12 protein-coding genes are annotated in these 13383 nt (G+C 41.4%); all 12 read right to left on the reverse strand.

The annotated features are described in order from the left end of the window. Positions 1-176: 176 nt before the first annotated feature. On the reverse strand, positions 177-1409 hold the full coding sequence (locus tag ACFWHB_RS11820) for a TniQ family protein (RefSeq protein ID WP_395948462.1): 1233 nt from the start codon (positions 1407-1409) through the stop codon (positions 177-179). Between the two features lie 462 nt (positions 1410-1871). Then, entirely contained in the window at positions 1872-2201 is a 330-nt protein-coding gene (locus ACFWHB_RS11825; RefSeq protein WP_395948463.1) for a helix-turn-helix domain-containing protein, read from the reverse strand. Positions 2202-2309: 108 nt separating this feature from the next. Beyond that, the gene (locus ACFWHB_RS11830; protein WP_395948464.1) at positions 2310-3317 is read right to left on the reverse strand and encodes a TniB family NTP-binding protein; all 1008 of its coding nucleotides are present in this window, start codon (positions 3315-3317) and stop codon (positions 2310-2312) included. Further along, positions 3317-5200 (reverse strand): hypothetical protein, encoded by a 1884-nt coding sequence (locus tag ACFWHB_RS11835; RefSeq protein WP_395948465.1) that lies wholly within the window; start codon positions 5198-5200, stop codon positions 3317-3319. The genes ACFWHB_RS11830 and ACFWHB_RS11835 overlap by 1 nt, the downstream gene beginning before the upstream one ends. Next, positions 5200-5760 (reverse strand): Tn7 transposase TnsA N-terminal domain-containing protein, encoded by a 561-nt coding sequence (locus ACFWHB_RS11840; RefSeq protein WP_395948466.1) that lies wholly within the window; start codon positions 5758-5760, stop codon positions 5200-5202. The genes ACFWHB_RS11835 and ACFWHB_RS11840 overlap by 1 nt, the downstream gene beginning before the upstream one ends. Before the next feature lie 389 nt (positions 5761-6149). Further along, positions 6150-6395, reverse strand: a complete 246-nt coding sequence (locus ACFWHB_RS11845) for a hypothetical protein (RefSeq protein WP_395948467.1) — start codon at positions 6393-6395, stop codon at positions 6150-6152. A 919-nt stretch (positions 6396-7314) separates the two neighbouring features. After that, entirely contained in the window at positions 7315-7824 is a 510-nt protein-coding gene (locus tag ACFWHB_RS11850; RefSeq protein WP_395948468.1) for a hypothetical protein, read from the reverse strand. A gap of 492 nt (positions 7825-8316) precedes the next feature. Next, entirely contained in the window at positions 8317-9339 is a 1023-nt protein-coding gene (locus tag ACFWHB_RS11855; protein WP_395948469.1) for a major capsid protein, read from the reverse strand. Positions 9340-9372: 33 nt separating this feature from the next. Then, the gene (locus ACFWHB_RS11860) at positions 9373-9705 is read right to left on the reverse strand and encodes a hypothetical protein (RefSeq protein WP_395948470.1); all 333 of its coding nucleotides are present in this window, start codon (positions 9703-9705) and stop codon (positions 9373-9375) included. An 8-nt stretch (positions 9706-9713) separates the two neighbouring features. After that, positions 9714-10064: a hypothetical protein gene (locus ACFWHB_RS11865; RefSeq protein ID WP_395948471.1), complete on the reverse strand. Its 351-nt coding sequence runs from the start codon at positions 10062-10064 to the stop codon at positions 9714-9716. A 622-nt stretch (positions 10065-10686) separates the two neighbouring features. Next, positions 10687-12426 (reverse strand): hypothetical protein, encoded by a 1740-nt coding sequence (locus tag ACFWHB_RS11870; protein ID WP_395948472.1) that lies wholly within the window; start codon positions 12424-12426, stop codon positions 10687-10689. Between the two features lie 447 nt (positions 12427-12873). Beyond that, a complete protein-coding gene (locus ACFWHB_RS11875) occupies positions 12874-13365 on the reverse strand; it encodes a hypothetical protein (protein WP_395948473.1) in 492 nt (163 codons plus the stop codon). Positions 13366-13383 lie beyond the last annotated feature (18 nt).

The raw sequence follows: 13383 nt of genomic DNA on the forward strand, positions 1-13383 counted from the left end.
ACAGAGGCTTTCAACCCTATCCCGTTTGAGCGTCAGATTCAGCAGCACAACCAATGCCACCCCTTCGAGCCCATCAACATCCATATCCGCGGAATAGGGAGCAAAATGGCGTCTTAACTGCCTATCACGCTCGCCATGATCCACGATGCCCAATAGCTTTTGGAGATGCATTATCGTCACCGTGCAGGCAGATAGGTTGAAGTATCATCGTGATGGGACTGCATACGTGCCAGACGTAACTCGATCACATGCCGTAAGTGAAACACTCCCCGATGAGGCGATACCGGATTTCGGCTAGTCGGTTTGAACGCCAACGGCAAAAATCCGTCATGGTGTAATCGACGCACCTGCTCAACAGATGTAGATAACAATACCGCGGTGTCTAACAATGAAAGCAGGATATCGCCTACGTTTGTGATTCTGCTTTTAGGGTGGTGTTTGACCAAGTCAGTCAAAAACCCAATCAAGCTTCGTAAAATGAAATTTTGCTCCGTATTGCGCATAGGAATCTGACGGCAATCAGCCAGCACGCTTCCGAATACATTCACAAAATCCGTATGATTCAGCGGCTTGGTCTGCCTCAAGAGCGCGTCATCCACCATCTGCTGTAACTCCTGCCAGAAAGCGTCAGGCCATGCCGCAAAGTACCCAATAGCCTTTTCTAGCCCCCTATCGCTACACAATGGCCCATGATCACTGAGGAAGCGTTTCTGGTACCAAAGCAGTACGCCAAAACGTGCACTAAGGGACTCTGCGGCTAACAGCGGATTTGACGATTCGAAAGCACAGCCATAGGCCAATGCCGACAATTGTATTTCATCGGGAAGAGCCGGAACCGTTGATGCGGTACGTAGATCAAAGCCGCACAGGCAATGGTCGATTGACTCGCTGGTCATGTAATCCAGAAACACACCACAGGCCGGGCACTTATCAATTAGTCTCCCGCCATGACGATGGCACGCTATGTAGGGTTTAAAATGCCAACATTGGCGTACATACACTGACTCGAGTAGACAGGCTGGGCAACAAGGGATCTGTCGGGTACGGATAAAACGGAACGGGATTTCGATGCCCGCCCGGTGCACAGCCTTTTGATCATGACCAAAGCTGATGGCTGAGTGCGTGAGCGCCAAATGGAACAACCCAAATGGAGGCCCATCCGTCAATCTATCAGCCAGCTGCAAGGCTCTGACCCGCAAACCACTGGAGCGACTCGCATGGAAGATGTTGAGCCTGGATAGCTCGAGCGGAAAAGCACCTGCTGCTGCATGATCTGTTGTGTAAAGCCAGTTCTTTATTGAGCCACTGAAGATGCTATAGCGCTCAAACCCGTTCTCTTGGGACAAGCGTAAAACAAAGCTCTCCAACGACTCATCAACGAACGGTTCAGGTCGAACAAGAAGATGCATTTAGCCCCCAAAAAACTAAATATTACTTAGTTTTAAGGTTTAGCATAGATCCACTGAATTGCCATCGGAGCAGGTACATTTTTAGATCAGCTGGACACTCTGGCTCTGATGCGACATTCAGTCAACTCGACCAAAGCGCTCAGGATCTACAGGCTCATAATCATCAGCAAACATATTGATTTGCCGATGGGGCTGGCGCAAGTTAGCAAGGGCTTCAAAGAAGCAGCTCTCGCAGAGTTCCACTTGATATCTCTCCTCATCATGCCGGGAACCCTATCCCCAGTTGGTAGATAAAGTGGCATAGTTCATCTGCTCAGCCATCATCGAGCTATCTCCACAGACATCGCAGCGCACATCTACAACTTGCTCTGTTGGAACCACTGCTTTCACCTGCATGTGCGCGTGTTATATCCATAGAATCGATTGATGGGCGGAGACATGCCCTAAAACGATGAGGACGAGTCACTCCGCAGAATCTCGTGATTCCGCATGTTTGGGGATGGACAGCTGCTGAAGCAACTCTCGTTGTTTCTCTTCAGAAAGCTTTGCCATCATGCAGATCAGTTCCGCAAGCAGTTCATTATCACAGTAGAAGTAGGCCACCGGATAACCCAACTCCTGAGCAATGCGTTGCATGGTCTGGTAGTCAGGGGCATGCTTCCCTTTCTCGTACTGGTTCATCCTAGCGCTAGCTGTACTCTGTTCCATACCTAATCGCATCCCCAACTGCTGTTGAGTCAGACCCGTAGCCTTTCTTGCGGCTTTGAGTCTGATGGGTAATGGGTTTGTCATGGGGGTCTCTGCTAGCTGAAGGTCAGGTAGCTAAGATTTTCTTAGTCTTATACGAATAAGTGTACTAAGCAATACTTAGTTTTAGCATTCCAGGAAGAAAAAATCACGTTATCGCTTTTTTAATAACTGGCTGATGGGGAGCTTGTCGGTAAATTGTAGAGGGATCAGCACCTCATCTTTTCCCGTAGCATCGATCTCATAGCGCGAATATTGCTTCACCTCGCTCGCCAGAATTTTGTCGATGGGTTGTAGAAAAGGGTTAACCTGGTCGGGATAAAACAGCGCAAAAGCAACGGCGATATGTTCATGCTGAAGCGTTTCGGAATGAGCGGCCAGCGCCTGTTTAACCGATTCATTGAGCAGGTTCTTAAGTTCACGAACTCTGCCCTTACAAGAAGAAAATAGCGCGAAAATCGTATGTTTGGCTTCTAGCTTGGGTTGTGTTGAAAAGGGCATCCTTTTGGCCAGCCCCATGACAAATCGGACAAAACTCTCAGTATCATCCGAGAGTTTGAAGTATGGAATAGTTCTTCTCACCATTAGCCTCGATGCCCACTGCGGCTCTTCGGCTATTTTTTCAGCCCATGGCATACCAACTAGCACAATCGGTATTTTGGCGGTTTCACTGATATATTTGAGCCGATTGGCAATCTGATTGCGTTTCTCACGAGTCTTGTTTTCCATTAATTCCTGAAATTCATCGATAATGATCAACTCGGTTTCACATCGTTTCAGGCACTTAATGAGAGCATCGGTCAGGCTTTCAGCGGAACTTCTGTGCAAACGGTATTCACTCCCCCATTGACCCAAGTCCTTGAGTAATTCAACCATGGTTGATTCGAGTGTCGGCTTACTCGGGATCCGGCTGACCAATATCGATTTTCGAACAAAGCCATGGTTACTTTGCTCTGGATACTGAGCCATATAATGGCGTATAAGGGAAGACTTTCCGGAGCCGGTATCACCGGTCAACAACATGCAAATTGGTTCACCATGAAACTGCTTGTCATAACGAAGGCGGTCGAAATCATCTTTAATGGTGCGAATCAGCGGCGTCTCGACATAGCAGTCGATAAAGGATTTGAGGTTATCGATATCCGTGCTGGATAGCTCCATCAGTAGGGCTCCAGATTAGAGGTGAAACTGTCCCAATCGTCTTCATGATTTGTAATGGGTGAATCATTTATTACTAATTCATCTTGTTGTTGAACATAAGGAAAAGCATTCGAGTAAGAGGTCTCTACAGACTGACTGCCCAAACCTTGGAATTTAGCTATTCTATTAAGAGCCTTGATTTTGTTGCGACTTGCATTTCTCACATAATCAAATTCTTGTTCGATCCGCTCATTTAAATACAGCCTAACTTTTGCCAAACCAATAACATCAATTTTACCTCCAATATAATCATGATGTACTTTGATACTAATTAGGTGAGATTCAAGGCTTAACCCCTGTGTTTCGCCAGTCGGATCAACACAAGGTACTCGAATTAACTTTCCGACATCATCAATCAAGACATAAACATATGATATATCTTGAGGGTTAAGTTTAACAAGAACCTTACGCCTACCTTTAGTTTTTGCTGGATAATGCATTCGATGAAAAGCCAACTCATTTGAGTCATACCTAAGGTGATTTTTATAAACACCTCCTTTTCTGTGAGTGGTCCAGAAGCTCATTCCTAATTTGATGTTAAATTCTTCAAGGTCCTCTCCAAGGATTTGTGGCGGCGGGAGTTTATTACAGCCATGCTCCCAAGATAGAATTGGTATATAGCGTTGCCTGCTGTCTGCATCTTGATGGTAAATGTCAACTATCCAATAATGAAACAACTTTAAAAATACTGAGAATCGCATTCCCGCCTCTTTATACGAATCATAGTCACCTTTATCGAATATGTTAGAAAAAGTTTTCCCCGGGATAGAAGAGAGAAAATCACTGTTTAGTATCCCAAAAAATCTTTCAATTAGTGGTTTCAACCATGGCTTTCGCACAGGATTGTATTGAATATTAATGTTGGCGTCTTTGCATGCATGTTCGAGGCTAACACTCCAAAACTCCACCCCGTTATCAACAACTAAAGTATGTGGCTTGCCGCAACATGGCCATTCATGTTGTATGCCAGGATATTTATTTGAAATATAATCTTTTGGGTGAATTGTATTAAGCAATGCGTTCCGAACTGACTCATAGCTCGGTTGTCTAAAATTAATATTGAATCCTACAATGCAATGACTGTATGCATCGAGTAGCGCAGTTATACTTGGACGGCCAATTGGGACCAGTAATTCATCGTGTAAAAGTACAATATCCAGTGTTGTGTGATCAACTTGAACGCGCTCCATTACATATAACGGTGGAAGATATGCTCCATATGAATTGAATTCAACATCAGATTTATATTTTCCATCTCTTGCACTCACGTACTTGTAAATATCGGATTGCAGCACTCTCTTGCAAAATGACTTGTATGATAGCAGTTTAATCTGTGATGATACATCATTGGAGAAATTCACTACGCTAACTTTGTTTTTGTAATTTTTATATGCTTTCGAAATGGTAGGCTTTTTCTTGTCAAGAAAGCTAGATATGGCCTCTTTAACGAAAACTTCATCTCTACTATCAAGGCGCTTCGAACGATTTCCCTTTCCTTTTTCTTTAGGAATTAGAGCTATTAACTTTCTTCCTTGTAGACAGTATCGTTGCCGCCAATGAACAATTGTACGCCAATTTGGCAAAGGTCTTTCCAATTGCTTAGATGCATCGTCCATCAATGCATTCATGTTGTTTTGTGTCCAACCTGCAGAAAGGTGATGCTCGAACCACTCGATATACGACAATCGTCGTAAGGCTTCTTTGCGGAGATCACTTGAATTGCTTTCAAATACAACATCGAAAGCAATCGGTAAAGGTACAGCTTCGCCTTCATAAGGCATTTCGAGTTGAGAAAACTCATCCTCAAATGGAGCATCATCAAGATTAATTTTCTGAGCACACATTATTCTGTCCACACAATTGTATTAGCGCCAAAGGCCTGTGAGGTCAGATCACTTTTGATGAGTCCCATGGCGATAAGCGTCAATATTGATGCGAAAACAGCTCCATGCGTAGCCTTGCTAGAATCACATAAACTGGATAATTGAATTCGACCATATTCACGAACCGCTCTAAGAAGCATCGTATGAAGGGGAGTGAAACTCTGAAAACCGGAATAGCGATGCAATAGCTTTAGATTTCCCAGTATCGGGTTAATCCGGATCTGCCTTTCTGTTATGAGTTTTAATGGCGAAGAAAGTACAAGGGCTTTTTGCTGCTTGAAAGGAAAGCGATTAAGAAAATCAGGGTCTGAGACTTTATCGCATGGCTTGACCTCAATAAAGCCAGCATTGCCGTGATGATCTACGACGCGAAAATCCGGGGTATAAGGGCATGCACGCCCTTCAAATTCGTAATAGTAGCCTAACGGTTGCGTTTCGAATTCTTTGACAGTCGAGGAGTATTCAAGATGAAAACAGGTATCGAACTCTAAGGATGACTCCACCGTGAAGACGGTGTTCATCTTAGCGCTAACGAACTTGAAGAGGTTTTTGACGCGGGAGTGCTTAAGATGCCGACGGTACATAACACACCAACTTGTCGTTGCTTTTCTACAAGGTGTAGGCTATGTCAGCTTATGGTGCAAATTTTGTCAGCTTATGGGTTAAATTTGTCAGCTTATGGGTTAAACGACAACAGAATTGCAGAAACAGGTGGTGGCCCCACCAGCTTGCTTATTCCACTATAAGACCGAACCTAGCACCTTCAACATGAATATTAAACATCGCAACACACTGAAAATCAATGATATTTTTAATTATCTCACTGAAACTAAAATAATTAAAAACTAATTGTTTGTATCACCTTGTGTATCAGTTAAGGGGCTGGAAAATGCCCAACCCCCCTCCGCATCTAATTATCACCATCACTTTGGGAAAGTACTGAGCCAGCAAGCGACTTTGTCGTGTCACTGTACTTGTCACTTAGCAACACCTTTGCAGCGACACTTTCCATCTCCAGACTGGTCTGCTTGCCTGTGCTTGACTGAGCAAGAACAGACCCTGCCAACTCCTTCTGTATTTGGGATGCGTTAGGATCTCTCAGAATCTTTGCAGCTTCCGATGCAAGCTCTGATGACGTTTGCTTCTTATTAGCCATACTTAAATCCTCAAAAATGCCTGATTAATCACTACATATTGTGCAAATTAATCGCACAACACACAATATATAGATCAAGGATGCGAATGGCAAACGTTTTACTATGCAGTTTAATTTTTAGGGGAAAATCCAACCAACTTGCCCTCTAGCCCTTACCAGATGCGGCTTGAGCCAGATTTTGATAATTACTGTATAAAAACACAGTGTTAGACAAAATCAGCTTTTCACCCTTTTACAAGTTTCACACGTTACAAAATCACCCCCTCATAGAGCTGATCTAAAAAATAGTTGAAAGAATCACGAATAATTTAGTGTAATCTTATGCAAGAGCCAATGTTGTTGCGAATGACAACAATATGTCTGTTGTTTTGGTAAGAGATAACGAGAGAAGAAAGGAAAGCTGCTTGGATGGTAGTGGCTCACTAGGACACTAACGGTATCTGGTGTCACACTACAACCAACAAACACCAATAGATACAGATAGTTGAAGACGATTCAGTGGCACACAGCATTCAACAACCATATTGAACAATGCAGACCGCCCTAGCTAACCCCACAAAAGCGCCCTGTTCTACTCGTATGTGAATAACTCGCCATGCTGTGGATAAACCGCCATTGATGCATAAATAGCGCCTGATATTACGCATTTTGTTTGTACATTAAGAAAGCGGAGGATTTGAGTGCTTGATCGATTTCTTGTTTCAACAAGACGAATTGATATTCGTGTTTCTGATGGGAATTGATAGTGAGGAATTATTAAAATCTTTTTTGGAGGGGGTTGGGGGAACAACACTAGCCTATGAGCATTATTTATCAAGACTTGAGCCATTTTGGTTACTAATACTTAAATACAATTAAATAACATTTAATGTCGCTTAATAAAAGACTAAGGCCACTGCTATAGTGGCCTTAGGGTTAATTACATGAAGCTAAGAGATTTACTTTTCGCAATAACATTAGCGTTATATGCCTGCAATTCAGGTATAAGTGACATAATAAGTGTGTTTTTGGGGAAATCTTTATTAAATTTGTGAAGGTTTAGATTGAAAACTGGTTTGTATTCTGAATTATAGATTATCTTTGATGATAGCTGCAATTGAATTTCATTCATATATGCTACTGTTTCTACATTAAGCTTTTTACTGTCATCATTGACTGTTTTATTTTTATCCTCAACAATCTCCTTGATTCTATCTTTAACTAAACCCACAATTTCTTCTGTTGAGCCTTCTACCTCAAATATGTTATCCCCACCTGATATAACAGCAAACCTGACTAATGTACTTTCTGCGTTAACCTGTCCGAGCCTTACAAATCCATCTGTAGTACCAACTACATTGGTGTTTTGTATCAATGAATATATATCCTTAGCGCTAAAGATTATTGATGAAATTACAATACATCCACCTATAAAATGACTTGAACGCATAACTCCCCCGTTTGAATGGTATCAACGTCATCTTACCAAATAGGATATCCTCGTCAATAAAAAGAAAAAGACCACCCCATTTCTGAGGTAGCCTTTAATATTTATTTAATGCGGTATCTTAGCTGGCCTCTTGTTAACTTCAAGAGCTTACAGAAGGCCGATAGGTTAATGAAATCTTTCCACACATTTTCATTTGTGGTTTTGGTGATAGTCTGCCATTGACCATCAACCATTTGCTCTACAGTAATTCTAATATTCATATAGGACACCTTGAGTTATTGTTATTATTGTGTGATCTAAAGCAGCCATCACTAAAATTTAATGTTCAAATAGAAAATCGAGGAAGCATCTAATTAATAATAATAATGGACAGATAAGGAAGCCCATATTCATTTCAAATATTAAAAACAAAATACCGCCAATGACCATGGAAAATCCGATAATCAAAAAGATCCAAGCAATGGGATCAAATGATTTCAGGAAGACCCTTTATTAGGCTGAGTTAGTAGACTTAACTACAATGTTGGGTAGATGGTTTACTGCAATAACTCCCATCTCCCCCACTACCTCATAGTTAGCCCACTTGGGGTCTTTTAGCTGATATTGGAAGTAACGTTGACCACCTTTCATGGCCATATCGCCGTGACGGGAAGCTGGGCCACCAAAATGCTTAAAGACTCCAGCGCCTTTCTTCATCTTAGGGAAGAAATAAGCATCATTAGAACTAATACCGTGAAGGGGATCAGTGCTCATGATGAAGAGAATACCGTTATAATCAAAGTATTGGACACCTGGCAGAATCTCATAGAAGTTATGGATGATATTCTCAGGTTCATAAGGCTTAACGAATGTGAATGCTTCACGAACTTTAGCATTTGATTTAACGGCCTTGAAGTATTGAGAACCACAGACACAAACAATCTTGTCCATCATCCGCACCTTGTCACCAAGTGCAGTTTTGATTTTAATATGAACATCATCCGTCGCGCCGTCAACATCGGTAGCAGCACTAGACCATTCAATATTTTGTGTTTGTTGATTCAGGCCAAATTCAACTTGTAGATCAATAACTGGTTCTTGAGTATATGGGGCATTCTGAATTCCACGGAATAGAGCATCAGCAAAATATTTCTCGATGGTATCCTCAAAAGATTCACGATGATTTACGAGATAATCAACAATGCAATCTTCCGCAATCATCGAGCGGTTTTCACCTGCAACCCGCTTACCTTGAAAGTCTGCTGGACTTACAGTATCCAACATAGTGAAATGTGGAACCTCAAATTGGTGCAAGCTAGCTTTGCTCTTTGAGCTGGATTTAAATTCAGAACCATATCGAGCAACAGAATCGAGACTAGATTGTTTGTTGGTTAGAAGGTAATCGAAGTTCACGCGACTTTGATCTACAGCCTCAAAATCAAACATCCCAAGACTATTCAGAAGGCGATTATAAACTGGTGCTTTTTCGAAGATATCAGAGAAATCAGAGACAATAAAATTGTTCACATCAGACATTTATTTTATTCCTTATTGTTATTATTATTTAGATTATACAAGGCGAACGAATTCATTTTGTGCCAGAAGTTCGAGGGCTTTAGTAATCCCTGCGGCTGATGCGCCGGTAATTTCGCTAGAAATCAGGTTCACTAGCTTATCAAACACGACCACATATTTAGACCCAGCTTTTACGGGGTCTGCTACAACAACACAGGCGGTTGAGGTGCCAGTAACTTTAGTCATAGTTGCGGGGTCGATTGCGTCGCCGCTGGTAAGGTCTACAGGAAGGCCCGCTGAGAAATTAAGAGTCTTAACGGCCCATACATCATCGACTGAATATTGCAGCACATCATGACGGCTGCGGGATTGAGTACCAAGTTTCATATTATTCCTTATTTATTATAATCAATTAGTGATTGGATGAAATTGTGTTCACCCGAGTCTCTGGCAAACATATAAAGATCGAGAAGAACGTGAGGGTCTGTAAGGGCTTTACAGAACTCATCAAACTCCGTGGCTACCTCTTCTGATTTCACCAGGTCAACAAGCCCAACATTGTTTGTAGATTTCAGCATCAAACTATTATGACGGTTATTAGCTGATGGATTGTCAGAGGAACAGATAGCAAGGTGCGGGGATTTTTTGGTCTCTTCTGCTTTCTTTTCAACATTAGTGGTAGGCTTAGGAGTACCATATTTATTTTCGATTGCCTCTTGGGCGATCTCATAGATTGATTTATTCATATTTAAACCCTATTAAATTTAAAATTGTATGTGTGTTAAACCCTTACAGGGAAAGGATTTAACCAGATATAATCTAATTAAATTGTTTATTTTTGATTAAAATATTAAAAATAAACCAGAAATGGTTGTTGTGAGATAAAACAAAGGGGCAGCTTGCTGAAGGCTGCCCCTATGGATCATTCTCATTTTGATTTCGGAGATCTTTGAGAATTGTAGGCCCTCCCCCTACTTGCGCGGTTCATTGCTGGAGACAATTACTAGGCGGTAAATATGAACGTCTTGAAACTCATCAATTCTTGTTTGCCTTGCTGAAGGGCATTTAAACAATAATAAAAGGAATTTCTTTAAATACTCTTTTATTTAAAAGCATTTAAAGAAATAGGCATGAAAAATCAACAAACCATGCCTTATTATTAAGAAGTAAAAGAGGAGTGCAATGAAACCAAAGCAAAAAACAAGAGGACTAAAGTAAGAATCTTGTCGTCGAGGGGAAATAAATTAAACTTGTTTTTTCTTAACTCTTCATATTGTTATATTATAACACATTTTGACTAAAAAATCAATAGGCACAGCCATATTTTGATTAAGAATATATCAAAAGAGATATTATTTAATATATGTTTTAATATCCGCTGGCAATCATATTAATTTGTTTGGTTTCGTAATTATCGATCTTGAAATCTACCAGATCGCTGAAGCCTTTGTGGTTAACCTGGGCATCTACACTTAACGAGAGTGTCCCTGCAAAATTAGATGCTATGGGTTGGGGATTAACGTTCCAGCGTTGAACTAAGTTTTCATTGAATGTAGGCACTTCAAATCCTAGGTTGAATTTCCTGCGCATTTCCCCCTCTGCGAGGCGGCCTGCCTCTTGACCATCGTACCCACTATTTAACCAGTGTCTTTCCCTTTCAACATAGTATTGACCTTTAGCATCTGGTGACGAACTAACAAGATCTGGGAACATAGCCTTTAGTTTAGTTGCAACAGTTTTTATAATGAAAGCGAGGTCTTGAAGTCCAGATTTAAAATCATTAAACCATGACCTAATATCTTCGGCGGTCAATGACTTAAGCCATGCAGTTAAATCTTTCAGAGCACCATCAGCAAGTTCACCTGTAACCTTGTAAAGATTCCCGAAGACTTCACCAATTTGTTTGGCATTGTTCTCTAAGAACATCCCCCAACGATTAAGCAGTCTTGATGTATAAGCCATTGCCTCTTTAAATCCACTACTTTCAAAGATACGATAGATAGCAATGCTCAACTGATTTGAAGCACGTGAATCATTTGCCATTGAGCTACTTTTATAGAGACTGGACATATTTGCATACTTTGATTCATTAGCACTTAAAAACTTGAACCAAGTTTCTTTTAATGAATATTTGCCATTTGTCAAACCCCCAAGGAAATCCTTCTGAGAGACTTTCATTGTTTCTTTGACGTATTGCAACAAATCAGCCCGTAGTTGCGGAGCCCAGGCGAATGCTTCCTTGAACGAATCCAGAGTGCCTTGGTCAAGGGCTTGTGTTAATTGTTGCTGGAACCCTTCCGCCCTCTCCCCACCAATGCCATAGGATTGCATGGCATTCTGTGTTTGCTGGAATCGTTTGATTGCATCATCAACGCTGACACCAAGGGGCCGCATCAGGGCCACAAACTCGACTAAGTTATTGCCCAGTTGCAACAGTGGCGACCCGTTCTTGTCTGCCATTGTTCTAATCGTATTGGATAGCTCACCAGCACGGTCCCCAAAGGTATTTTGAAGTTGAATTAAGAGTGCCTCGAACTGCTGGCCCTGATCTTTCACCTTGTTGTAACCCTGATGCGCTGCATATCCTGCGGCACCGACAATTCCTACACCTGTTGCAGCTAGGCCAACACCAGTCGAAGCCACTCCACGAATACCAGATCCCACACGACCCGTGATGGATGAGATCTTATTGTGTTTAGAGGCTTGTTGATTCAGGTTTCGATATAGCTTCGTGAGTTGCCCAATTTGAGCACTTCTTTCCTTGAAGCTCGTATTGCCCTTTAGAAAATCAGAATTGATGCGCTGTAGCTGTGCCCTAATATCCTTGTTGTTGTTTAGAGTATCTTTGAATCTAATGTTGTCGGCTCTAAGGGTCTGCTTTCGCATTCGCTGTTGCCGGATCTCAGCTCGGGTTGTCGCTTTAATCGATTGCCCTTGCCCTTTCGCGACCCGCTTACCTGCTTGCATGGCCTTATCATACTGCGAAGTAACCTTTCCCCACATGCCCGCCATTCTTTTAATGCGCTGTACTGATTTTTTATAATTTGACTCGTGAATTTTGAAATCAATAATATTTGTGATTTTTGAAATTACAATTTCTGATGCCATTATCCCTCTTAAAATTTTATCGTATGAAGTTCATTTATTACAATCTGTGATTGACCTAGTAGGCTTGCATTACCGCACAACAACCGGAACATAGACGATCTCAACCACAACTTCCGTTCCTTGTAATCGGTCAGAGCCATAAAATGGCTATATATTCTGTCATATATTTCGTCTCTATTTGTGAATCTCATAGATTTCTGAAACCAAGAATGGCAAAGCTGAACCATACTAGTGAATTCAGGGCTCTCCATTTCTAGTTGTCGCATGGTCTTCTTTTCTGTAATCATAAGTTAATCCTGCAGGGCTAGAGTTGATGTGTTTATTTGTGAATGATAAACCTTGATAAAATGGCCCTAATTTGATTTGCAAGGAATGAGCAATAGGGTAGCCTACCTCTTGCCTCAACTATTGAAATTTGATGCGTTTTAGGGCCTTAATTACGTGATTTTAATTTATATTAAATAGCTTGCCAGTCTTACGACTTCTGCGATCTTGAAGATTCACACACTGAGGGACAAAAAAGCAGTATTCTGGAGAATAAACTTTAAGAAGATTGGCTTCGTGATCTTTGTCTAATTGGTAGAGACTATAGTGCTCTGAATTGGGGGCATTATCCCACCACCAAGCAAGGAAGGTGCCGAAGCTGTGCCACTCTTCGCAAACTGAACAATTATATCTTTCTTTATGCTTGTCATAATATGCACGGGACAACATATTCCGCCAAGTGCGGAAGGCGGGGTGATATACGTGCTCCCCTTCTATAATTATCTCTGTTGGAAATTCTACATCTAGAATTCCTTTCCCGAAGAATTTTTTATGTATCCGGTTCTTGAATGTGTACTTTTGTTTCGTACCGATCTTTGTTTCGAAAATGTAGGCTTGATGTTTCGAAGGGAGATTTTTAAAATATTCTAAAGTTAGTTCTTTCCGATAGTTCATTATTCCTCTATTATTGAT

Source organism: Aeromonas mytilicola subsp. aquatica, assembly GCF_044336385.1.
Lineage (GTDB): Bacteria > Pseudomonadota > Gammaproteobacteria > Enterobacterales > Aeromonadaceae > Aeromonas > Aeromonas rivipollensis.